This is a genomic window from Sphingomonas sp. GW821-FHT10F11, assembly GCF_058809095.1.
In genome coordinates, this window is record NZ_JBXASH010000010.1 from 1 (window position 1) to 22,080 (window position 22,080).

Annotated in this window: 19 protein-coding genes; 12 read left to right on the forward strand and 7 right to left on the reverse strand. The window is 66.2% G+C overall.

The window, feature by feature from the left end:
- Positions 1-146 precede the first annotated feature (146 nt).
- Entirely contained in the window at positions 147-794 is a 648-nt protein-coding gene (locus AC1RT8_RS21760) for a hypothetical protein (RefSeq protein ID WP_493078280.1), read from the reverse strand.
- Between the two features lie 386 nt (positions 795-1,180).
- Between AC1RT8_RS21760 and AC1RT8_RS21765 the strand changes: the two genes are divergently transcribed.
- From AC1RT8_RS21765 to AC1RT8_RS21775, 3 genes are read left to right on the forward strand one after another with little or no spacing between them, the layout of a single operon-like run.
- Positions 1,181-1,630, forward strand: a complete 450-nt coding sequence (locus tag AC1RT8_RS21765; protein ID WP_493078281.1) for a VOC family protein — start codon at positions 1,181-1,183, stop codon at positions 1,628-1,630.
- Positions 1,631-1,644: 14 nt separating this feature from the next.
- On the forward strand, positions 1,645-1,959 hold the full coding sequence (locus AC1RT8_RS21770; protein ID WP_493078491.1) for an ArsR/SmtB family transcription factor: 315 nt from the start codon (positions 1,645-1,647) through the stop codon (positions 1,957-1,959).
- Entirely contained in the window at positions 1,956-2,426 is a 471-nt protein-coding gene (locus AC1RT8_RS21775) for an SRPBCC domain-containing protein (RefSeq protein ID WP_493078282.1), read from the forward strand. Before AC1RT8_RS21770 ends, AC1RT8_RS21775 begins: the two co-directional genes overlap by 4 nt.
- Before the next feature lie 73 nt (positions 2,427-2,499).
- On the opposite strand, the gene AC1RT8_RS21780 is transcribed toward AC1RT8_RS21775, so the two are convergent.
- A complete protein-coding gene (locus AC1RT8_RS21780; RefSeq protein WP_493078284.1) occupies positions 2,500-6,090 on the reverse strand; it encodes an ABC transporter permease/M1 family aminopeptidase in 3,591 nt (1,196 codons plus the stop codon).
- A 2-nt stretch (positions 6,091-6,092) separates the two neighbouring features.
- Positions 6,093-6,971, reverse strand: coding sequence for an ABC transporter ATP-binding protein (locus AC1RT8_RS21785; RefSeq protein ID WP_493078285.1), 879 nt, complete (start codon positions 6,969-6,971; stop codon positions 6,093-6,095).
- 96 nt (positions 6,972-7,067) lie between these two features.
- Here AC1RT8_RS21785 and AC1RT8_RS21790 point away from each other — a divergent pair, with 96 nt between their 5' ends.
- The 3 genes from AC1RT8_RS21790 to AC1RT8_RS21800 are packed head-to-tail and all read left to right on the forward strand — an operon-like array spanning position 7,068 to position 8,481.
- The gene (locus AC1RT8_RS21790; protein WP_493078287.1) at positions 7,068-7,406 is read left to right on the forward strand and encodes an ArsR/SmtB family transcription factor; all 339 of its coding nucleotides are present in this window, start codon (positions 7,068-7,070) and stop codon (positions 7,404-7,406) included.
- Between the two features lie 17 nt (positions 7,407-7,423).
- Entirely contained in the window at positions 7,424-7,843 is a 420-nt protein-coding gene (locus AC1RT8_RS21795) for an SRPBCC family protein (protein ID WP_493078289.1), read from the forward strand.
- Positions 7,840-8,481 carry a glutathione S-transferase family protein gene (locus AC1RT8_RS21800; protein ID WP_493078290.1) on the forward strand — a complete coding sequence of 214 codons (642 nt, stop codon included), beginning with the start codon at positions 7,840-7,842 and terminating at the stop codon, positions 8,479-8,481. The genes AC1RT8_RS21795 and AC1RT8_RS21800 overlap by 4 nt, the downstream gene beginning before the upstream one ends.
- 163 nt (positions 8,482-8,644) lie before the next feature.
- On the opposite strand, the gene AC1RT8_RS21805 is transcribed toward AC1RT8_RS21800, so the two are convergent.
- Complete coding sequence (locus AC1RT8_RS21805) at positions 8,645-9,559, reverse strand: LysR substrate-binding domain-containing protein (protein WP_493078292.1); 915 nt, start codon at positions 9,557-9,559, stop codon at positions 8,645-8,647.
- Between the two features lie 134 nt (positions 9,560-9,693).
- Here AC1RT8_RS21805 and AC1RT8_RS21810 point away from each other — a divergent pair, with 134 nt between their 5' ends.
- From AC1RT8_RS21810 to AC1RT8_RS21820, 3 genes are read left to right on the forward strand one after another with little or no spacing between them, the layout of a single operon-like run.
- The gene (locus AC1RT8_RS21810) at positions 9,694-12,891 is read left to right on the forward strand and encodes an efflux RND transporter permease subunit (protein WP_493078293.1); all 3,198 of its coding nucleotides are present in this window, start codon (positions 9,694-9,696) and stop codon (positions 12,889-12,891) included.
- Positions 12,884-14,068 (forward strand): efflux RND transporter periplasmic adaptor subunit, encoded by a 1,185-nt coding sequence (locus AC1RT8_RS21815; protein ID WP_493078294.1) that lies wholly within the window; start codon positions 12,884-12,886, stop codon positions 14,066-14,068. The genes AC1RT8_RS21810 and AC1RT8_RS21815 overlap by 8 nt, the downstream gene beginning before the upstream one ends.
- Entirely contained in the window at positions 14,022-15,449 is a 1,428-nt protein-coding gene (locus tag AC1RT8_RS21820) for an efflux transporter outer membrane subunit (protein WP_493078296.1), read from the forward strand. The genes AC1RT8_RS21815 and AC1RT8_RS21820 overlap by 47 nt, the downstream gene beginning before the upstream one ends.
- Here the strand turns inward: AC1RT8_RS21820 and AC1RT8_RS21825 are convergent.
- Together AC1RT8_RS21825 and AC1RT8_RS21830 are read right to left on the reverse strand one after the other, a co-directional pair.
- Entirely contained in the window at positions 15,443-16,516 is a 1,074-nt protein-coding gene (locus AC1RT8_RS21825; protein WP_493078297.1) for an AI-2E family transporter, read from the reverse strand. The genes AC1RT8_RS21820 and AC1RT8_RS21825 overlap by 7 nt on opposite strands.
- Positions 16,517-16,591: 75 nt before the next feature.
- Complete coding sequence (locus AC1RT8_RS21830) at positions 16,592-18,583, reverse strand: hypothetical protein (protein WP_493078298.1); 1,992 nt, start codon at positions 18,581-18,583, stop codon at positions 16,592-16,594.
- Positions 18,584-19,248: 665 nt separating this feature from the next.
- Here AC1RT8_RS21830 and AC1RT8_RS21835 point away from each other — a divergent pair.
- From AC1RT8_RS21835 to prfH, 3 genes are read left to right on the forward strand one after another with little or no spacing between them, the layout of a single operon-like run.
- Positions 19,249-19,980, forward strand: coding sequence for a hypothetical protein (locus tag AC1RT8_RS21835; RefSeq protein ID WP_493078300.1), 732 nt, complete (start codon positions 19,249-19,251; stop codon positions 19,978-19,980).
- Positions 19,977-21,080, forward strand: coding sequence for an RNA ligase RtcB family protein (locus tag AC1RT8_RS21840; protein ID WP_493078301.1), 1,104 nt, complete (start codon positions 19,977-19,979; stop codon positions 21,078-21,080). Before AC1RT8_RS21835 ends, AC1RT8_RS21840 begins: the two co-directional genes overlap by 4 nt.
- Complete coding sequence (gene prfH / locus AC1RT8_RS21845) at positions 21,077-21,712, forward strand: peptide chain release factor H (RefSeq protein WP_493078303.1); 636 nt, start codon at positions 21,077-21,079, stop codon at positions 21,710-21,712. The genes AC1RT8_RS21840 and prfH overlap by 4 nt, the downstream gene beginning before the upstream one ends.
- 16 nt (positions 21,713-21,728) lie before the next feature.
- On the opposite strand, the gene AC1RT8_RS21850 is transcribed toward prfH, so the two are convergent.
- A complete protein-coding gene (locus AC1RT8_RS21850) occupies positions 21,729-21,956 on the reverse strand; it encodes an SHOCT domain-containing protein (protein ID WP_493078305.1) in 228 nt (75 codons plus the stop codon).
- Between the last annotated feature and the right edge of the window lie 124 nt (positions 21,957-22,080).

A 22,080-nucleotide genomic window follows, 5' to 3' on the forward strand; every position in this document is an offset into this window, starting at 1 on the left:
CTCACCGTCCTCAACGCCATCATCCGGGACCAAAAACCATGGGCCAGCGCTTGACTGCCAAGACAGTCGCTCACCAAGTTTCGCTAGGCAGCAAGCTGCCAAGCTACACTATCCTCTCCCACTGGAGAGGAAGAGGAAGAGAGAGATTACTCCACTTTCCTGAAGCGGATCGTCCGATCGAACCGGTCGAATACCAGATCGCCCTTGTCGATCGTCAGCGCGGTCTCGCGGAAATCGGCCTTGCCGATGTCGTTCGGCTCGAAGCGGAAGCTCAGCCCATAGCCTTTGGCCGGGTCGATCGGCACCATCTCGCCCGCCAGCTCGAACATCGGCAGGAACAGGCGCACGCTGACCGGCGGATCGGCGGTATCGAGCGGCAGCGACAGGCCCTGCTCGGTCAATTGCCCGCCTTTCGTCTCTCCTTTGGCGGAGGTGAAGACCGCATCGAAATATTGCAGCGATATACCCTTCGGCGCCTCCAGCGACAATTGCAGCGTGCCCGCAGGCGCTGGCTTCTGCCCGGTGAAGACGAAGCGCGGCGGCGTGACCGGATCGCTGGTCAGCAATACGCGGCTGTCCTTCACGACCCAGCTCCCCTGCCCCGCTTCGTCGAGCGCGCCATAAACCAGGCCATATTCGAACCGCCCATCGGCGGTCAGGCTGAGCTGGGCGCCCATCTCGGTCTGGTGGCCGTCATAGACACCGACCAGCCCCATGCGATCCTGGGCCGCGCGATCCTGGGCCGAGGCCGGCACCGCGATGGCCAACGCCAGTGTGACGAACATGATCCGCATGTGACATCTCCCCGCCCGATCATAGGCGCGAATTCGACCAGATTACATCGTCACCCCGGACTTGTTCCTATAGGCGCTAAACCAGGGACGAGCGTTTAGGGCGGATCGACACACACCATCCTTCCTCTCCAGTGGGAGAGGATACGGAGACTTGAGAGCGAAAGCGATCTAGTCGGAGTTGGTGAGGGGCTCCGGGAGCTATCGAGGGCTTCTGGAGCCCCTCACCAACTTCGCCTAATTCGCTGCGCTCATAAGGCTTCGTATCCTCTCCCACTGGAGAGGAAAATGGTCGCACTTGGGCGTTGGGCACGACGCGGTCATTTGACGCATTCGCATATATTTGCCTATAACGTTAAATATTGATCGAATCGTGAAGGACGACCGCCATGGACCATGCCTCGCTCGCCTCCGCCATCTTCTATCGCGATCCGCTGGCCGCGTTCGCCTGGCTCGAAAAGGCCTTTGGCTTCGAGCCCGCCATGCTCATCACTGATCCCGACAACAAGATGGTCCATGCCCAGATGACCTTCGGCAACGGCTATATCATGATCGGCAGCGAATGGGCCGACTACACCGCCAGCCCGGCGAGCATCGGCGGCAAGAACAGCCAGGGCCTCCATGTCCATCTCGACAGCGACATCGACGCGCATTGCGCCCGGGCGGCCGAGGCCGGCGCGGTGATCGCGCAGGAACCGACCGACCAATTCTATGGCGACCGCACCTATCGCGCGCGCGACCCCGAGGGACATGTCTGGACCTTCGCTCAGACCATGCGGCCCTTCTCGCCCGAGGAATCGGAAAAGGCGACCGGCCTCAAGATCGAGATGTTCTCCTGAGCGCCGCTGCCGCGATCGACCGCACGCTCGCCGCGCTCGCCGACCCGACCCGGCGGCGCGTGGTCGAGCTGCTGCGCGACCGGCCGCACCGCGCCGGCGAGCTGGCCGAGAGCGTCGGGCTGAGCCCGGCCGCGCTCAGCCGGCATCTGCGTACCTTGAAGGCCGGCGGCCTGATCGAGGAAGTGCATCCGGACTATGACGCCCGGGTGCGCATCTATGCGCTGAAGGCGGGATCGATGGCGGGCCTCAAATCCTGGGTCGACGAGACCGAGCAGCTCTGGGCCGAGCAGCTCGCAGCGCTCAAGGCGCATGTCGAGGAGCGGCGATGAGCTCGCGCGTCCTGGTCGCGCTGCGCATCGCGGCGTCGCCCGAGCGGGTGTTCGAGGCGTTCACGCGCGAGATCCATCTGTGGTGGCGACCCAACCAGATGTTCCGCTTCACCCGCGCCGGGCCGGGCACCCTGGCGATCGAGCCGATGGAGGGCGGGCGCTTCACCGAGACCCAGGCTGACGGCGCGGTGTTCGAGATCGGCCGGGTCACGACCTGGGAACCGGGCGCGCGGCTCGGCCTGACCTGGCGGCAGGCGAGTTTCACCGACGACCAATCGACCCAGGTCGAAGTGCGGTTCGAGGCGATCGGCGGGGAGACGCGCGTCACCGTCGAGCATCTCGGCTGGGACAGCGTGCCCGCACCGCATGTGGCGCGGCACGGCATGGTCGGCATGTTGTTCCTGCAGCGTCATGGGCAATGGTGGCAGGAGCTACTGGCGGGATTGAAGGCCGAGGTCGAACGCTGACCCTCCCGGCTTCGCTAGGCAGCAAGCTGCCAAGCTACACTATCCTCTCCCAAAGGAGAGGAATTGGTCGCCTTCACTCAGTCGTCGCGATGACGTTGTCGTCCGAGTTGCGGTCGATCCGGACGTTGTACGGGTCGGCGCCCGCAAAGGCCGGCTTTGTCGCCGTGACCAGCCTGATCGTCTGGGTGCCGGTCCTGAGCGGCAGGCGCTGGAGCAGCAGCACGTCCTTCTTTGCAAAGGCGCCGCGGCCGGGCATCGCGGCGAACAGGCCGAACTCTGCCGTCTCGGCCATCTTCGCTTCGGTCTCCTTGCCCTTGCCGTCGGCGTAGAGCTTGTGCGCCTCGACCGTCAGGGTGGTTTCGTAGCGGCCGTCGGGCAGCTTCTTCACCGCCGCGCCCCTGGTCTTGATGTCGTACAGGGTGATGCGTTCGAACAGGTCGGTGATCAGCGCCTGTTCCTCGGGGCTGGCGCCTTTGCGGAACTCGGCGATCAGATCGAGCGAGCGCGGATAGGGCGCGCCCTTGAAGCGGAAGCGGGTGAGATAGCGCTTCAGCGCAGCGTTCACCCTGACCTCGCCCAGTGCGTCCTTCAGCCGGTACATGACCAGCGATCCCTTGCGGTAATGGATATATTGCTGGTTCTCGACCCGGTAGAGCGGCAGTTCCTCGATCACTTCCCCGCCCCGCGCGCGGAGATAGCGGTCGAGCTCGAATTTCAGGAAGCGGCGGATCTGGTCGCGGCCGTAGAGCTTCTCCATCACCATCAGCGCCGAATATTGCGCCAAGGTCTCGGTCAGCATGGTCGAGCCCTGCATGTCCGCGCCGATCGCCTGATGCGCCCAGTACTGATGGGCAAGCTCGTGCGCGGTCACATAGGTGACATAGTCGATCTTCTCCGGATCGGAGAGGTCGGCGATAAAACCGATGCCTTCCGAATAGGGCATGGTGCCGGCGAAGGCCTGGGCGAACTGAGCGTAATCCGGGAACTCGATGATGCGGGCCTGGCGGAACTGATAGGGGCCGAAAGCGGGCTGATAATAATCGAGCCCGTGCGCGAAGGCGGCGAGCATGCGGTCGACATTGGCGCCGTGCCGCGCGTCATAATAGACGACCAGGTCGACGCCCTGGTGCATCCGGTGCTTCTCGACATAGCGCGCCGACTGGACCGAATAGAAGTTCTGGATCGGCGCATCGACGACGAAGCGCGCGGTGCGCCGGCCGTTGGCGGTGGTGTCGCTGACCTTGTAGCCGGGTGCGATCGGGGTCTGGCCGGCATCGGTGGTGACGGTGATGTCGGTCCTGATCCAGTCGGTGCGAAGCTGGTTGAAGCGGGTCGCCGCCATGTCCTCCAGCCTGGCCGGGCGGAGTTCGGGCGGGAGGCCGTATTTGCGGCGCTTGACCCGGTCCTGCAGCATGCCGTTCTGGTCGATGCCGATCGATGGCACGAATTCGAAATTGTTGACGAAGGTGCCGTTCTGCACGACCCGCGTGTCGTTGCCGCTGTTGCGGAAACCGCGCTGGGTGCGCTCGGTGCGGAAGGTCAGGCTGGTGGTGCCGCCGGGCGCGAGCGGGGCCGCCAGACGATAGATGCGGTACTGGAATTTCGGATAGTCGCGGACCAGCGTCGCGCCGGGGATGGCGATCGCGCCGATCCTGGTCGCCTGATCGCCCAGGCGGACATGCACGTCGCGGATCGGCCCGGGCGTGTTGTTGACCAGGGTGAGCGTGCCCTTGGCGGTGAGGCCCGGCTCCCGCGGGCGCAGATCGACCGCGACGCGGGCCGCGGTCACCGAAAGCTGGGGCAGCTTCCGATAGGGCAGCAGCGCCTTTTCGTACTCGGCCATGAAGGCTTCGTCGGCGACCGGCGTGGTGTAGCGGTTCCAGACATGAGTGTTGATGAAGATATACACCCCGCTGACGACGAACACCGCGAGCGCGGCCGCACCGACCAGCCCGGCCGGGCCGTTGAGCCGCCGGGGCAGTCGCTTGAGGCGGGGGCGCAGCCGGGTTTCCGTACCACGCCGCCACAGGGCATGGGCGAGCACCAGCAGGATCACCGCGAACGCCGTCCAGTAGAGCCGCAGCCACCAGGCGCCGATCCAGAACTTGCCCATGCCGTTCATGTCGGAGAGCGGCACGCCGGTGAGCTGGCCGTAATTGTACAGCGCGTCGCCGAAGCCGAGATTGCGCAGGGTGACGCGGATGATGATGAAATAGAACACCATCAGGCCCCAGCCGAGATATTTGTTGGGGCTGAGCGCCTGGATGAACACGGCGAGCACCGCGATGAGCGTGAAGCCGATCGTGTCGGGCAGGACGTACCAGAGCAGGTACTTGCCGATCTCGATATCGGTGTAGCCGTGGAGCAGCTGGGTCACGAGGCCGGCGAGGACACTGACCAGCAGGGTCGAGAACAATACCAGCACCACCGCCAGCGCCTTGGGCACGACATAGGCCCAGTCGGGAATCGCCGAGGCATCGATGATCTCGTGGATCTTGCGATCGCGTTCGCGCCAGACGAGTTCGCCGGCATAATAGATCGCGATGATCACCGGGATGATGCTGAACGAGCCCTCGAGCAGGCCGATCAGCACGCGCGTCACCGGCAGCACCGGCGTGCCGAACACCTCGCCGAGATCGATCATCGCCGCGGCCGCGTTGAACAGGCCGAGCGCCATCAGGACGAAGAAGGCCGGGCTCTTGAACACCTGGCCGAGTTCCAGCCCAGTGCGGGCGCGGAGTTGCGCCAGAGCGGTGGCACGGCCGAAGCTGGGTGTCGGGAGCGGGCCGATCGGCCCCGATCCGGCGGGTGCCTCGACCTGTTGCTGGAGCTTCAGCGCGCGCCTGCTCGCCTTTGACGGGCGCGCCCCGAAGCGGAAGGTGGCGGTTGCGAGGGCAAGCGCACCGAGCCCGATCGCGACGATGATCGCGCGGTTGAACAACAGCATGCCGTCCACCGGCGCGACGAGCGTGTTGCGGTCAGCTGCGGTCCAGTATTTGGTCACATAGGAATAGGCGCCGATGCCGAAGGGCTCGCCGTACGCGCCGGCCAGCTCATAGGCCGGGTTGCGATCCAGCACGACGCTGGCGACCGTCCACAGGATGAGGAAGCCGACCACGCCGAGATAGGTCGCCATCATCGAGCGGGTCATGGTGGCGAGCGTGAAGAACAGCGCCGAGGTCAGCAGCAGATTGGGCAACGCGAACCAGAGATAGGGCGCGGCATAATAGGACAGTATATTCGGCCCGAGCGTCTCGCTGTCGACCCACCACATCCACGAGCCGATCCAGACGCCGAGCGGCACCGCGAGAAAGCCGAGCGCGGCGGCGATATAGGCGCCGGTATAGCGGCCCATGAGATAGGAGATGCGGGTGATGCGCGTTGCGCGGACGATCGGCCCGAAACCGGTTTCGTCGTCGCGCACCACGACGTTCGCGACGAACGCCGTCGACACGAACATGTAGAAGACCGACATGATGATCACGACCTGCGCGATGGCGAAGGGCGCGTTCTTGTGGACGTTGCCGCCCGATCCGATCTGAATCTGGTCGACCGTCGTCGCCCCGAAGGCGAGCAGGAAGAACACCACCACCGCGACCCAGAGCACCGGGTTGCGCAGCTGATAGCGAAGCTCGAACCGGGCGACGCCCGCGAACATGCCCATGATCAGGCCGCGCGACGCGAGGTGTCGAGCGTCGAGAAATAGACGTCCTCGAGCCCGCCGGAGACGGGATGGAAACCCGCGCCGGGCGCCGCATCGGCCAGGACGTGGATGATCGTCTTGCCGGCGAACAGCCGGGTCGAGATGACGCGGTGGCGCTGGCGCTGATCCTCCAGCTCGCTGCGCTCGATCGTCTTTTCCCAGATGCGGCCGCGCGTCGCCTCGATCAGCTCCAGCGGCGCACCTTCGAGCAGGATGCGCCCTTCGGCCAGCACCGCCATAAGCGGGCAGAGATCGGCGACGTCCTCGACGATGTGAGTCGACAGGATGACGACGACGCTGTCGCCGATCTCGCCGAGCAGGTTGAGGAAGCGGTTGCGCTCCTCGGGGTCGAGGCCGGCGGTCGGCTCGTCGACGATGATCAGCCTGGGTCCGCCGATCAGCGCCTGAGCGATGCCGAAACGCTGGCGCATGCCGCCCGAGAAACCGGCCAGCGCCTTTTTGCGCACGCCCCAGAGATTGACCTGGTTGAGCAGCCCCTCGACCGTCGCCTTGCGCTCGCCGCGGCCGGATATGCCCTTCAGCACCGCCATGTGATCGAGCATGTCGTACGCCGAGACGCGCGGATAGACGCCGAAATCCTGTGGCAGATAGCCGAGCACGCGGCGCAGCTTTTCCGGCTCCGCGATCACGTCGAGCCCGTCGAAGCCAATCGAGCCCGAGGTCGGGGTCTGCAGGGTCGCGACGGTGCGCATCAAGGTCGACTTGCCCGCGCCGTTCGGGCCGAGCAGCCCGAACATGCCGGGCGGGATGCTCAGGTCGACGCCGTCAAGCGCCACCGTGCCGTTGCCATAGACATGGGTGAGCTTCTCGATCTTCAGCATGATTCCCTCCGGTTGGCGGGAAGCTAGCAGGTGTGTTGCGCTTGTAAAGCAGCCCGAGGGTTGACGCGACCGGTGGCATGGGCAATACTTCGCTACATGGTGAAGTATCAGGCATCAGCGATCGACCGCACCTTCTCCGCGCTCGCCGACCCCACCCGGCGGCATGTCCTGCTGCGGCTGATGGACGAACCCGGGCTTTCGGTGAGCGAACTCGCCCGGCCGTTTTCGTTGAAGCTTCCCGGCATGATGAAGCATCTGGACGTCCTGTCCGATGCGGGATTGATCACACGGGCCAAAACCGGCCGCACCGTGTCGGTCAATCTTTCGGCGGGGCCGATGCAGGAGGCAATGGCATGGCTCCAGCGGTATGAACGCTTCTGGACGGTCAGCCTCGATCGACTTGTCGCCCTTGTGGAAGAGGATGGCGAGCGATGACCCTGCACCTTCCGAGCGTGACCATCATCCGCAGGATCAAGGCCCCGCCGGCCAAGGTTTACGCGGCGATCACCCAGCCCGACCTGATGCTGCAATGGTGGGGTCCCGATGCGGGGCCGACGCTCAGCGTCGAGGCGGACGTGCGGCCCGGTGGTCGATTCAGCATCGTGTTCCGCTTGCTGAACGGCGATGAGCACAATCCCACCGGGGTGTATCGGGAGGTGGTTCCCGGGAAGAAGATCGTCTTCACCTGGGAATGGCCCGGAATGCCGGAACGGGAATCGCTGGTCACCTTTCTGCTCGAGCCGATCGAGGGCGGCACCGAACTGACGCTGATCCACGAGCGCCTTCCCGACGAAGAAGCGCGCAAAAGCCATGAGCAGGGCTGGAACGGCCTCCTCGACAAGCTGCCGGTTTTCCTTGGAGATCCCGAATGACCGACTTGATCCTCACCACGTTCGATTGGGTTCCCGAAATGCCGCGGGGCTATGTGCGCGACCTGCGGATACGCTGGGCACTGGAAGAGGCCGGCTTGCCCTATCGCGTCGAGGGCGTGCCGTTCCGCGACCGGAATGCCGAACATTTCGCCCACCAACCCTTCGGCCAGGTGCCGTGGCTGACCGATGGCGACATCTCGATCTTCGAGAGCGGCGCGATCCTGCTTCATCTGGGCGAGCGCAGCGACGCGCTGATGCCCGCCGATCCGCGCGGCCGCAGCGACACCAAGGAATGGCTGTTCGCGGCGCTCAATTCAGTCGAGATGGCGAGCCTACCCTGGTCCCTGATGATCTTTTCCGGCGCCACTCGCGACACGCCGGAATGGAAGCTTTTTGACGGGTTCCTGCACCAACACCGGCTTGCGCACCTGGAGCCGGTGCTGGCCGAACGCGAATGGCTGGCCGGGCGCTTCTCCGTCGCCGATATCCTGATGTCGGATGTGCTGCGCCTGATCGACCGGTTCGACGGGCTGGCGGAATACCCTGCCTGCCGCGCCTATGTCGCGCGCGCCACAGCCCGCCCGGCCTTCGCAAAGGCACATGCCGACCAGATGGCGCATTTCGCCGCTGCGGACTGAGCGGCGGCGGCGGAAGTGCTGACGGTCGCGAACAGCGCCGCCGGTCACATCTACATCCGGGAAATTCGGGAACATTATTGGACCGCACCCCCTGGAGTGCAACTACCTGGATCATCGCTGGGACGAACACAGGACGCGGCGCCGATAGCGACCGGCACCGGCCTCATTGCCCCGCCGCGTCCGCTGGCACTCCCGATGCTTCCAGCACCGCCAGGAACTGCCGCGCCGCCACGCCCTGGGCATTGCGCGCGCTAAGGATCCACAGCGAGGAGATCGCCTTCTTGCCGCGTAGCGCGCGATAGGTGAGGCCCGCCGGCTGCAGCGCACACAAGGATTCGGCGAGCACCGCGACGCCGAGGCCCGCGACGACCAGCCCGAACATGGTGGAGATTTCCCGCACATCCTGCGCCACCAGCGGATCGACGCCTTCCGCATGGAGCATTTCGAGGAAATTCGTCGCGAAGCTGCCCTTCTGGTCGCGCGCATAGAAGATCATCGGCTCGCCGTGCAGATCCCGGAACGCCAGGCTCGTCTTGCGCGCGAGGCGATGGTCGGACCGCATCGCGATGAACAGCCGCTCCTCCAGCACGCGCGTCGCGACGATGCCCGGCGGTACCACCGGCGAGGTCGGGCTGCGCAGGAAGCTGATGTCGATATCGCCCGCCGCCAGCGCAGCGACCTGCGCGCCGGCCGACAGCTCGAGCAGTTCGATCCGCACCTCGGGATAAAGCTGGCGGAAGGCGAAGATCGCCCGGGCAATGGCGGGCACGAAGGGCGCAGACGGATTGAAGCCGATGGTGAGCTTGCCGAAATCGCCGCGCGCCGCCCGCTTCGCGACGTCGACCGCATGCTCGGCCTGGGCAAGCGTCGCGCGGGCCTGATCGAGGAAGACGCGGCCCGCCTCGGTCAGCGCGACCTTGCGGCTGCTGCGTTCGAACAGGCGCACGCCGAGCAGATCCTCCAGCGCGCGGATCTGCTGGCTGAGCGGCGGCTGCGACACGCCAAGCTGCTGCGCGGCCCGGCCGAAGTGCAGCGCATCGGCGACGGCGACGAAATAGCGCAGATGGCGAAGCTCCATGATCGATATGTCCCACGTCTCAATCCGGGGTCAAATCATATTGGACGCACGTGCAGCAAAGGCTCATTCGGCCGCCACGAGACTCAGTTGCTGCGCCTCCCCAGGCCCCGGAGATCCGCCATGATCGGACCCAGATGATCGGTATCGTCAAGGTCGCGCTGACGCGCCCGTTGACCTTCATCGTGATGGCGATCCTGATCGCCATCGCCGGCGTGCTGTCGGCCGCGCGCACGCCCGTGGACATCTTCCCCGAAATCCGCGTGCCGGTGATCGCCGCCGCCTGGAATTATGCCGGCTTGTCGCCGGACGACATGTCGGGGCGGATCATCACGCCGTACGAGCGCGTCCTCTCCACCACGGTCAACGATATCGACCATATCGAGAGCCAGTCGATGCCCGGCATCGGCATCGTGAAGATCTATTTCCAGCCCGGCGTCGATATCCGCACCGCCACCGCCCAGGTGACATCCATCTCGCAGACGGTGTTGCGGCAGCTGCCGCCCGGTACCACCCCACCGCTGATCCTGAACTACAATGCCTCGACCGTGCCGATCCTGCAGCTCGCCCTATCGGGCAAGGGCCTGTCCGAGGGGAACATGTTCGACCTGGCGCAGAACAGCATCCGACCCTCGCTGGTGACCGTGCCGGGCGCCGCCATCCCCTATCCCTCGGGCGGCCGGTCGCGCCAGATCCAGATCGATCTCGACCCCCAGGCGCTTCAGTCCAAGGGGTTGTCGGCGCAGGATGTGACCAATGCCATCGCCGCGCAGAACCAGATCAACCCGGCCGGCTTCGTCAAGATCGGCGGCTATCAATATAGCGTGCGGCTCAACAACGCGCCGGGATCGATCGAGGAACTGAACGCGCTGCCGGTCAAGGTGGTCGATGGCGGCACCATCACCATGCGCGACATCGCGCATGTCCGCGACGGCACCGCGCCGCAGACCAATGTCGTCCATGTCGATGGATCGCGATCCGTGCTGATGACGATCCTCAAGAACGGCGCGACCTCGACGCTCGCGATCGTGCAGGGGATCAAGGATGCGCTGCCGGGCATCCAGACGACCTTGCCGGATGCGCTGAAGGTGGTGCCGATCGGCGACCAGTCGCTGTTCGTGAAGGCCGCGATCAACGGCGTGGTCAAGGAAGGCGCGATCGCCGCCGCGCTGACCAGCCTGATGATCCTGCTGTTCCTGGGATCGTGGCGGTCGACCGTGATCATCGCCATCTCGATCCCGCTCGCCATCCTCGCCGCGCTGATCGCGCTCGCCGCGACGGGCCAGACGCTCAACATCATGACTCTGGGCGGCCTCAGCCTCGCGGTCGGCATCCTGGTCGACGACGCCACGGTGACGATCGAGAACATCAACTGGCATCTGGAACAGGGCAAGGGCGTCATCCCCTCGATCCTGGACGGCGCCGCGCAGATCGTGACGCCGGCCTTCGTCTCCTTGCTGTGCATCTGCATCGTGTTCGTGCCGATGTTCTTCCTGCCGGGGATCGCCGGATTCCTGTTCGTGCCGCTGGCGCTCGCCGTGGTGTTCGCAATGATCGCGTCGTTCATCCTGTCGCGCACGCTGGTGCCGACCATGGCGATGTTCCTGCTGAAGCCGCATGCGCCGGGCCATGACGGGGCCGGTACACCGGGATCGCGCAATCCGCTGGTCCGTTTCCAGCGCGGATTCGAGGCACGGTTCGAGCGGATCCGCGCCGGCTATGGCGTGCTGCTCGAACGCGCGCTCGGCTCCGGCCGGCGCTTCGTGATCGGCTTCCTCGGCGTCGTCGCCCTGTCCTTCCTGCTGGTGCCGTTCCTGGGGCAGAATTTTTTCCCCACGGTCGATGCCGGGCAGATCACCCTGCATGTCCGCGCACCGGTCGGGTCGCGGATCGAGCAGACATCGGCCGAGTTCGACCGAATCCAGCGGCGCATCCGCGAGATCATCCCGGCGGAGGAGCTGGTGTCGATCGTCGACAATATCGGCCTGCCGATCAGCGGCATCAACGTGATCTACAATAATTCGGGCACGATCGGCCCGCAGGACGGCGATATCCTGATCCAGCTGTCGAAGGATCACGCGCCGACCGAGAGCTATGTTCGCCGCTTGCGCGAGGCGCTGCCCCGCGGCTTTCCCGGCACGACCTTCTCCTTCCTGCCCGCCGATATCACCAGCCAGATCCTGAACTTCGGGGCTCCGGCGCCGATCGACGTGCAGATCGCGGGCGGACGGGACCAGACCGCCAACTATGCCTATGCGCGCAACATCCTGCGCAAGCTCCGGACGATCCCCGGCGTGGCCGACGCGCGCATCCAGCAAAGCGCGCGCTATCCCGAGATGCGCGTCGCGGTCGACCGCAGCCGGATCAGCCAGTTCGGCCTGACCGAGCGCGACGTGACCAACGGCCTGGCGGGGGCGCTCGCCGGATCGGGCCAGACTTCGCCGGTCTTTTATCTCAACCCGGAAAACGGCGTGTCCTATTCGGTGGTCGCGCAGACCCCGGAATATCAGGTCGGGTCGCTGAGCGACCTGCAGAACATCCCGATCACCGGCACCGGCCGCGCGGAATCGCAGGTGCTGGGCGGCATCTCCACCGTCTCGCGCGGGACCGCGGCGGCGGTCGTCTCCCACTATAATATCGCGCCCTCGATCGACATCTTCGCGACGCCGGGCGGGCGCGACCTCGGCGCGGTGGCGAGCGACATCAACCGCGTGCTGAAACGGATGAAGGACCAGGCGCCCAAGGGCGTGACCGTCACCCTGCGCGGCCAATACCAGACGATGAACACCGCCTTTTCCGGCCTGTTCTTCGGCCTGATCGGCGCGATCCTGCTGATCTATCTGCTGATCGTGGTGAACTTCCAGAGCTGGCTCGACCCGTTCGTGATCATCACCGCCTTGCCCGGCGCGATCGCCGGCATCATCTGGATGCTGTTCGTCACCGGCACCACCCTGTCGGTGCCGGCGCTGACCGGCGCGATCATGTGCATGGGCGTGGCGACGGCCAATTCGATCCTGGTCGTCAGCTTCGCGCGCGAGCGGCTGGCCGAGCATGGCGAGGCGGTGAAGGCAGCGCTCGAGGCCGGAATCACGCGGTTCCGGCCGGTGCTGATGACCGCGCTCGCCATGATCATCGGCATGGTGCCGATGGCGCTGGGGCTGGGCGAAGGCGGCGAGCAGAATGCGCCGCTTGGCCGCGCGGTGATCGGCGGGCTGATCGTCGCGACGGTCGCGACATTGATGTTCGTGCCGGTGATCTTCAGCATCGCGCACCGCCGCGACGCGGAAAAGACAAGCAAGCGCGCCGCCGCCGCGCTGGAGGAATCGCATGCCTGACGTCCGTAGCGACACCCTGGACGCGCGCCCCTCGGTCAATTTGCGGACCGTCGCCATCGTCGCGGTGGCGGTCGCGCTTCTGATCGTCGCGTTCGGCATCTTCAGCCGGATGCGCGCGGAAAGCAGGCTGGCGAGCTGGACCGACGCGCAGTCCGCCCCGGTCGTCACCATCATCCGCCCGACACCGGCGGAAAAGGCCGATGCGCTGACCCTGCCGGGCAGCGTGCAGGCCTATAACAGCGCCGCCATCTATGCCCGTACCACCGGTTACATCAGCCGCTGGTTCGTCGATATCGGCGACCCCGTCCGCGCCGGGCAGGTGCTTGCGGTGCTCGATGCGCCCGAGGTGGACCAGCAGGTCGCGGCCGCCCGTGCGGACCTCCAGACCGCCCAGGCCAATCGCGCGCTGGCTCAGTCGACCGCGGCTCGCTGGAACAATCTGCTGTCGAAGGATGCGGTGTCGAAACAGGAGACCGACGAGAAGATCGGCGATCTCGCCGCCAAGACCGCCATCGCCAATGCGGCGAACGCGAATGTGCGGCGGCTCGGCGCGTTGCAGGGCTTCACCCGGCTGGTCGCGCCCTTTTCGGGCGTGGTGACGAGCCGGTCGACCCAGATCGGCGCGCTCGTCACCGCGGGCACGGCCGCCTCGACCCCGCTGTTCACCGTCGCCGATATCGCGCGGATGCGTGTTTATGTGCGGGTGCCGCAGCCTTATTCGGGTGCGTTCCATCCAGGACTGCACGCGTCGCTGAACGTGCCGGAATATCCCGGGCGCGATTTCGATATCGAGATGGTGCGCAGCGCCGGCGCGGTCGATCCGCAATCGGGCACGGTGCTGATGGAATTCCAGGCAACGAACGGCGACCGCGCGCTGAAGCCGGGGGCCTATGCCCAGGTCAAGCTGCCGCTCGGCGCGGGCAGCCCGGGCGCGGGCGTCCGCCTGCCGCCGAGCGCGCTGATCATCGGGGCGAACGGGACTCAGGTCGCGGTGATGGGCCCCAACGGCAAGGCGTTGCTGAAGACCGTCACGATCGGTCGCGACAATGGCGACAATGTCGAGATCAGTGCCGGGCTGAGCGCCAACGACCGCGTGATCGACAATCCGCCGGACTCGCTGCAGTCGGGGGATGCGGTGCGGACGGCGAAGCCGGGGGCGACCCGTGCGGCGAGCTGAGGCCGTACTGACAGCGGCGATCGCGACGAGCCTCGCGAGCTGTTCGCTCGCCCCGCCCGAAACGCTCCCGCCCAGCCCCGCCGCGCCCGCGTACAAGGAGCTTGGCCCGTGGCAGCCCATCGCCGCGACGCCGCCCGAGGCGGGCAAATGGTGGACGCTGTTCGCCGACCCGATCCTCAACGACCTCGAAGCCCGCATCGAAGCGGCGAACCCCGATCTGGCCGCCGCGGTCGCGCGCTATGACCAGGCCCGCGCCGCGCTCCGCGAGACGGGCGCACAGGCGCTGCCCAGCGTCGATGTGGGCGCGGACGCCGATCGCTCGCGCATTTCCGCCGGCCGGCCCTTCGGCTCGGGCAAGGCGGCGACCGATAGCGATCTGCGCGTAGGGGCCTCGCTCGCCTATGAGATCGATCTCTTCGGCCGCGTGCGCAATTCGATCAAGGCAAGCGCCGCCGACGCCCGCGCCAGCGCGCAGGATCTGGCCGCCGTCCGGCTCGGCCTGCAGGCGGCGCTGGCCGACAATTATGTCCGGATGCGCGGGCTCGATGCGCGGATCACCCTGCTGAAGCAGACGGTCGAGGCATTCCAGCGCGCGTATGACCTGACCGACACGCGCCACACCGGCGGCATCGCCTCGGGCATCGATGTCAGCCGTGCCTCCTCGATCCTGTCGAGCGCGAAGGCCGAACTGTCCTCGGTCGCCGCCGATCGTGCTGCGCTGGAGCATGCCGTCGCGATCCTGGTCGGCGAATCCCCGTCCAGCTTTTCGCTGGCAGTCGCCGAGATGCCGCTTGCTCCGCCGGCGATTCCGGTCGGCGTGCCCTCCGACTTGCTCCAGCGCCGCCCCGACGTGGTCGCCGCGGCTGAGCGGATCGCCGCCGCCAATGCGCGCATCGGCGTGGCGCGGGCTGCGCAGTATCCGTCGCTCACATTGGGTGGATCGGGCGGATTCGAGGCGAATAATAGCAGCATCTTCAGCGCGCCCAACAGCTTCTGGGCGCTCGGGCCGCTTTCGGCCGCGCTGTCGCTCTTCGACGGCGGCGCCCGCCGCGCCCGGGTGAAGATCAGCCGCGCGCAATATGACGAAGCCGCTGCCGGCTACCGCTCGACGGTGCTGACCGCTTTCCGCGAAGTGGAGGACGACCTGGCCCGCACCCGTTATCTCGCGACCCAGGAAACCGACCAGCAGGCCGCGACGACCGCCGCCGAGCGCACGCGCGACCTGGCGCTGATCCGTTACCGCGACGGCGCGTCGGACTATCTGGAAGTGGTCACCGCCCAGACCGCGGCGCTCGACGCGCAGCGCTCGCTGCTGGACGTGCGCACCAACCGGCTGCAGATCGCGGTGGCGACGGTGCAGGCGGTCGGCGGGGTCTATTGAGCGGCGGGAACATCCCCGGCCTGTCCCGGCGTCTCCAGGAATTCGCGCCACAGCATCACCAGCACCGCCATGGTCGCGGGGCCGATGAACAGGCCGAGCAGGCCCAGGGTCTCGACGCCGCCGAGGATACCGATCAGCACCCATAAAAAGGGCAGTCGCGTCGCGCCGCCGATCAGCACAGGGCGGACGAAGTGATCGGCGATGCCGACAACGATCAACCCGACCACGATCACCACGACCGCACCGACCACTGAGCCAAGCCCGATCAGCAACGCGGCCGCGATCGCGAAGACCAGGGCCGCACCGAACGGGATCATCGCCGCCACCGCCGTCACCGACCCGAGCAGCAACGGATGCGGCACCCCGAGCACGATATAGACGATCGTCATCACCGCGCCTTCGCCGATGCCGACCAGGACGAGGCCGTCAATCGTACCGCGGATCGAGCGGAGCGCCTGCAGGCCGACCCGCTCGCCGGTCGGGCCGAACAGGCGGTCCCCCGCGCGGCGCATCTGCGCGATGATCGATTCGCGGTCACGCAGCAGGAAGAACAGGGTCAGCAAGGTGAAGGCGAAGACCACCAGCCGGTGCAGCACGTTGGTGCCGATCAGGCGCGTGTCGGCGACGGCGCGCAATTGATGGAATTGATGGACCGCGCCTTCCGGCGTGGCGAGGTTCGCCTGCCACCAGTTGGTCAGCATCTCGCGGCCAACCGGCACCTTGGCCACCCAGGCCGGCAGCGGCAGGCCGTTCGCCTGGGCCTGAGTCATCCAGACCGAGACGTCATGCGCCTCCCGCGCGGCCTGGGTGATGCCCGCGGCGACCGGCACGAGCACCACCAGCGCGACCAGCAAGGTGATGGCGGCGGCGATCCAGGTGCGGCCCGCCGGCCACCGCGCACGCAGCCGCATATGCATCGGATCGATCGCCACGGCGATCACCACCGCCCAGGCGAGCGACGGCAGGAAGGTCCAGGCGATCCACAACCCCAGCAGCGCAAGCAGGCCGGCCAGTGTCAGCCTGGCGATATGGGTTGCGCGGGGCGCGGACGTTCCGGGTTGGTCCATGGGCTGCGTTTAGCGCACTCCCACCCTTCCGTCTCGCGTGGCGAGGCGAAAGGATGGGAGCGACGCTCGCCGCGGTCAGGCGGGCCGTGGCCGGACCGTGCCGCGTCCGATGCAGAAGGTCTTCGGGATCGGCCAGTTCGGATCGTCGTTCAATCCGTTGGTCAGCCGCCGCCGCGTCGTCAGCGTCACCGTGTAGGAACAGGTCGGCCAGGCCGAAATGTCCTCATGGTGCGTGCCGGCGCCGCCGCGGGCAGTGGCAGGCGGCGGTGGCGGGCTGGTCAGCGAGACGCCCGGCGCCGCGGTCGACAGGCCGATGCTCCAGTCCCGGATCAGCTCGTGATCGACGCTATATTCGATATCGAGCGCCGAACTGAGCGGGGAGCAGGGCGTGCCGCCGCCGGTGTGGAACTGCAGCAGATCGAGCAGCGCGACCTGGCTCCAGTTGTTGATCCGCACCTTGCCGATCTGGTTGGTGTAATCGGGCGCCGCCCCGCCATTGACCAGCCCGATGGTGTTCGCGCGCGTCGCCTGGAAGATGATCGCGCAATCGACGCCGTTCTTCTGGTCGCCGACGGGCACCGCGGTTCCGGCCAGCACGCTGGCCGGTGCCGCCCCGTTGGGCAGGATCGCCGCCGCCGAATTGAACCCCATCAGATAGCCGCTGAACGCATCGTCAAGGGCACGCTGGTCGACCAGCACCCAGCCGTCCGCATCGGGCACGATGAAATGATCGGGTGGCGTGGGATCGGCGGTTGGTGTCGGCGGCGTCGGCGTTGGACCGGTGCCGCGCAGGCGTACGGTCTGCAGCGTGTTGGGATCGCCATTCCACAAGGTATAGCGCGTCCCCACCAGCACCTCGGCGGCGAAACCGGGGCCGATCGGAATCGGCTGCGCCGCGCCCGCCGGCTGGAACAGGAAGCGATATGCCATATCCTCGGCCGGATGGGCGGGATCCTTTTTCGGGCAGAAGCCGCGCAGGCTCATGGCGCCGAAGAAGCCGAAATCGGGGCCGCCATGGCCGCCGCGCGGGCCGACGGTGCGGCCGGTCGCCGGGCTGATATCGCCGGTGATGCTGAAATCGCCGATATGCGTGAACCACGGATGATAATCGATGTTGACGCACACCAGCTTGCAGAAGCGGCCACAGCGCCAGCCGCAGATCCAGTGGCATAGCTGAAGGGCGAAGCGTTCGAACTTGTACTGCTTGATCAGCGCGGTCCAGGCATCGACATTGCCGGTACCGACCGCCGCGCTGAAGCGCATCAGGTCGGTCGGGTTCTGCGCCAGCTTGACGATCGCGGCGGCGAATTCGCGCGCCTCCTTGATCTGCGCCGGCCCTTCGATCGCGGCGAACGGGAAGGGTCGCGCCAAGGTCAGGCAGACCAGGACGCAGCGCCAGGAACAGAAGAATTCGCACACGAAGTGACAGCGCAGCCCCAGTTGCGCGCCGGTGATCACCGCGCCGAGCTTGGCCGCGTCCCCGGCCGTCGATGCGATGACCGCGGCGCGAAACGCCTTTTCGTCCTTGACCAGCACACCGATGGCGCGCGCCGCCGCCTGGAGTTCGACCCAGAGCACGGGCCGCTCGATCTTGCCGACATGGCAGATCCAGCGGCACACCAGCCGATAGCGGATCACGCACAGCCAGTGGCAGAACAGATGCGCATAGGGCTCGATCTTGAGCAGTTTCAGGATGTCGGCAAAGCCTGCCCGGTCGCGCTTGGCCAGCACGTCGGCGACGCGCCGCACCAGCTTTTCATCCTCGCCGAGCCGGACGATCGCCTTGGCCAGGACGCGCGGATCGAGCGCGGTCGCAGGCTTTGGCGGGCCCGCCAGCTCCAGGCACAGGAAAACGCACTCCTTGGTGCGGATCCAGTGGCAGATCCTGTGGCAATGGATCTGCAACTGCGCGCGCTCGAGCACGGACTGGAACTTCTTCGCGTCCTCGGCGCGAAACGCGGCATATGCGGTATCGAAGGCGCCCCGCGCCTGTAGCAGATTGGCAATCGCATCGGACTGTCCGAGCAGATCGCCCAGCACTTCGATGTCTTGAATATGGTCGGCCATGATCTTCTCCTCAGGATGATGCCCCCCGAGTTGAGTCTGCGACCCTGCGGATAATTGTATCGATATCGAATCGATCAATCGGTCGATTCGGCCCTCGCGGCTGAATTACTGCCGCGCCTCGACCACTGTATTGGCTGGAAGCGACATTGCAGACCTGTTAACCAAAGGTAATTAGCCAGCGATACTTCGCCGTCTCCTCTTTCTACGAGGCTACGCATGGCGGAGAATTACTGCCATATCGGTTGCACTTTACGCGCAGAACGCAATCGGGCTTTCGGTACGCCGCGAACCACACTCTTCAGCAGCGACTCCGGGGAGCGCCAAAGGCGTGTTGCGGATTTGGCACGCCCTTTGGGAAGTTGCCCGGCACCCTTGATCGATCCCGGTGCCACGCGTATTGGCCGCGCGTCGATACCGACAATGTTCCTCGAACCGGAAAGGAGTGCTCCATGCGACCCGCAACTGCAAACAGCTCGATCACTCTCCTAGTCCGTAGTGTTCAGGAACAATTTGCATGGGCAAGCCCTGTAAAGGCGATCTCGATCGCCTGACCGATTCTTGCGGTCATTTGGCCGCGTTATTCTTCGTTTTTCGTTTCCATCTTCCACCACCGTTTCCACGGCTGGTTTCGTATGCCGACATCCTCGTTTCCGGGGAGGTTCGCCATGCGCGCTGACATGTTCAAGGTCATCGTCGAGCGCCCCCGCTGGGGATCGCGCTTCGCGGCACCGGTAAAGCTCAAAAAGGATCGTACCGACCAAAATCAAATCGGCCTCAAGCGGCACGTCTGGCAGCAGGCGCGCATCGTGAAATCCCTCAACGAGAATCTCGGCCCGCTGGTCCGCTTCCTCCACAGCCGGGTGGGGCGGCCATGGGACGCGGTGTTCAGCGAGATCTGCGCCGGGCTCGACACGGGCAGCACCGTGAAGATGCATGTCCGCCAGCATCTCGAGGACTTCGTCGCGGTGCGCATCTCCCGCGGCCGCCATGGCGAATGGCTGCTCGACGGGTTGCCGCTCGACATGGGCGGGCGCCGTTTCTACCCGCGCGATTTCTATGTCGATCCGGAGGACGGCATTCTGAAGGATGGCGCGACCTTCTGGCGGGAGCGTGGCCGGAAGATCGACTCGCGCAAGGCCATTCGTCGCGCGGTTCGCATGCCGGTGCGGTGCGACGAGCTGCGCTGGATCGACGGGCGTCGCCTCGTGCTGCGTCGGGAAAGGGGCTGGTTCCTCTACCGGCTCGATGGCCGGCCGCCCATCGGCGACTTCGAGCTTCGCGATCTTCTGCTGTCATCCGCCTGGCGCGACGGCACGGACTGGTCAGTCGTCGAGCAGCGCCAATTGTCGAAGCGCGAGATGAAGAAATGGGCGCCGCTGTGGAGGTACGGGGCATGAGTGCGCGCGTCGATATCATCGCCTCGCCCGAGAGCTGGATCGAGCAGGCAGCAATCGACCAGCTCCACCAGACGGCGGCGCTGGAGGGGATGGACCGCGTCGTCGGCCTGCCCGATCTCCATGCCGGGCGCGGCATCGCGGTCGGCGCGGCCTTCTGGTCGCGCACCCATGTGTTTCCGCATCTCGTCGGCAATGACATCGGCTGCGGCATGGGGCTCTGGGCGAGCGACACGCCGGTGCGCAAATTCCGGCTCGACGCTGCCGATCGCAAGCTGCGGGGGTTGGAAGCACCCTGGTCGGGCGACCATGGCCCACGGCTCGAGGAAGCGGGATTGCCGCCATCGCTGATGGGCGAAGCGCTGGGCAGCATCGGCGGCGGCAATCATTTCGCCGAAGTGCTTGCGGTCGATACGGTGCTCGACGAAGACAGCTTCGTCGCGCTCGGCATCGACCGCAATGCCGTGCAGCTCATGGTGCATAGCGGCTCGCGCGGGCTGGGCGATGCGATCCTGGTGCGGCACCTTGCGCATCGAAATGCCCAGTCGCTGGAGGCCGGATCGAGCGACTGTGCTGCCTATCTGACGGAGCATGACCAGGCGATGCGTTGGGCAGTGCTCAACCGGGAGGTGATCGCGGAACGCTTCTGCGAACGGCTCGGCATGCGGGCCACGCGGCTGCTCGACATCTGCCACAACAGCGTGACGCCCTGTGACGGCGGCTGGCTGCACCGCAAGGGCGCGGCACCGGCCGACAAGGGGCCGATCGTCGTGCCCGGGTCGCGCGGCGACCTGACCTGGCTGGTCCGGCCCAAGCCGGATGCCGGGGACCGCGCGCTAGAATCGCTGGCGCATGGCGCGGGCCGGAAATGGAGCCGGAGCGAAGCCCGCGCAAAGCTCGACCGGCGCTACAGCATCGCTGACCTCGAACGGACCAGGCTGGGCAGCCGGGTGACCTGCGAGGATCGCGCGCTGATCTATGAGGAGGCGCCGCAGGCGTACAAGGACATCACCCAGGTGATCGACGATCTCGACCGGGCCGGGCTGATCGACGTGATCGCCACGCTGCGCCCGCTCATCACCTACAAGACGAGGCGGTCATGAACGAGATCATCCTCCACCTCTCCGCCGGGCAGGGGCCCGAAGAATGCCAATGGGTCGTGGCGCAACTGGCGCACGCCTTTTGCCGCGAGGCGATGTCGATGGGGCTGACGGGCGAGCCGGTCGAGCCCGTCGACGGCCCAAGCGCCTCGATCCTGATCCGGATCAGCGGCGACGGCAGCGATGGTTTTGCCCAAGCCCGGACTGGCACGATCCGCTGGATCGGCACCAGCCCGTTCCGCCCGACGCACAAGCGCCGCAACTGGTTCGTCGGGGTGAAGCCAGTCCCGACGATCGAGGATATCCCCGACTTCCACGACGCGGACATCCGCTACCAGACGCTCCGCGCGTCAGGCCCGGGCGGGCAGCATGTCAACAAGACGGACAGCGCAGTGCGGGCGACGCATGGGCCGACCGGCCTGACCAGCTTTTCACAGGATCAGAGATCGCAATTCGCCAACCGCAAGATCGCCCGGCTGAAGCTCGCGATGCAGTTCGACGAGCAGCGCCGGCAGGGGGTCGCGGGCGGCAAGCGTGCGTTATGGACCCAGAATCAGGAGCTGGAACGCGGCAATGCGGTTCGGACCTATGAGGGGCCCGATTTCAAATGGAGGAGCGAGGACGGCAAGCGTTGACCCGCGCCGTCTTTCGCTATCTCCAGATCCCGACCGCCACGAGAGCGACAAGGGTGATGGCGCCGGTGATCGCCACCGCCTTCGCGGCCGTGCCGATCGGGTCGGGCATCATCGCCGGCAGGCGGCAGGCGCTGACCCGCAACAGATGCGACTTGCGCCGCTGGAACTCGTCTTCGGACAACAGGCCCTGATCGCGCCGTGCGAACAGATGCTGCAACTCCTCACCGATCGTTCGCCTCGACATGCTCCCCTCCACTTCTGGCGATGCGGCAAGCTACGCCCAAAAGCCCCGTCTGGATGCATGAATCCCGCCCTTCATGCTCGTTTTAGTACCGTTATGGTCCTGATTCCGCGAGCAGCGCATCCGC

Bases quoted from the DNA above. Each gene is read 5' to 3' on its own strand.
- AC1RT8_RS21760 (WP_493078280.1), bottom strand. From the start codon at position 794: ATGCGGATCATGTTCGTCACACTGGCGTTGGCCATCGCGGTGCCGGCC.
- AC1RT8_RS21765 (WP_493078281.1), top strand. From the start codon at position 1,181: ATGGACCATGCCTCGCTCGCCTCCGCCATCTTCTATCGCGATCCGCTG.
- AC1RT8_RS21775 (WP_493078282.1), top strand. From the start codon at position 1,956: ATGAGCTCGCGCGTCCTGGTCGCGCTGCGCATCGCGGCGTCGCCCGAG.
- AC1RT8_RS21780 (WP_493078284.1), bottom strand. From the start codon at position 6,090: ATGGGCATGTTCGCGGGCGTCGCCCGGTTCGAGCTTCGCTATCAGCTG.
- AC1RT8_RS21785 (WP_493078285.1), bottom strand. From the start codon at position 6,971: ATGCTGAAGATCGAGAAGCTCACCCATGTCTATGGCAACGGCACGGTG.
- AC1RT8_RS21790 (WP_493078287.1), top strand. From the start codon at position 7,068: ATGGTGAAGTATCAGGCATCAGCGATCGACCGCACCTTCTCCGCGCTC.
- AC1RT8_RS21800 (WP_493078290.1), top strand. From the start codon at position 7,840: ATGACCGACTTGATCCTCACCACGTTCGATTGGGTTCCCGAAATGCCG.
- AC1RT8_RS21805 (WP_493078292.1), bottom strand. From the start codon at position 9,559: ATGGAGCTTCGCCATCTGCGCTATTTCGTCGCCGTCGCCGATGCGCTG.
- AC1RT8_RS21810 (WP_493078293.1), top strand. From the start codon at position 9,694: ATGATCGGTATCGTCAAGGTCGCGCTGACGCGCCCGTTGACCTTCATC.
- AC1RT8_RS21815 (WP_493078294.1), top strand. From the start codon at position 12,884: ATGCCTGACGTCCGTAGCGACACCCTGGACGCGCGCCCCTCGGTCAAT.
- AC1RT8_RS21820 (WP_493078296.1), top strand. From the start codon at position 14,022: ATGCGGTGCGGACGGCGAAGCCGGGGGCGACCCGTGCGGCGAGCTGAG.
- AC1RT8_RS21825 (WP_493078297.1), bottom strand. From the start codon at position 16,516: ATGGACCAACCCGGAACGTCCGCGCCCCGCGCAACCCATATCGCCAGG.
- AC1RT8_RS21830 (WP_493078298.1), bottom strand. From the start codon at position 18,583: ATGGCCGACCATATTCAAGACATCGAAGTGCTGGGCGATCTGCTCGGA.
- AC1RT8_RS21835 (WP_493078300.1), top strand. From the start codon at position 19,249: ATGCGCGCTGACATGTTCAAGGTCATCGTCGAGCGCCCCCGCTGGGGA.
- AC1RT8_RS21840 (WP_493078301.1), top strand. From the start codon at position 19,977: ATGAGTGCGCGCGTCGATATCATCGCCTCGCCCGAGAGCTGGATCGAG.
- prfH (WP_493078303.1), top strand. From the start codon at position 21,077: ATGAACGAGATCATCCTCCACCTCTCCGCCGGGCAGGGGCCCGAAGAA.
- AC1RT8_RS21850 (WP_493078305.1), bottom strand. From the start codon at position 21,956: ATGTCGAGGCGAACGATCGGTGAGGAGTTGCAGCATCTGTTCGCACGG.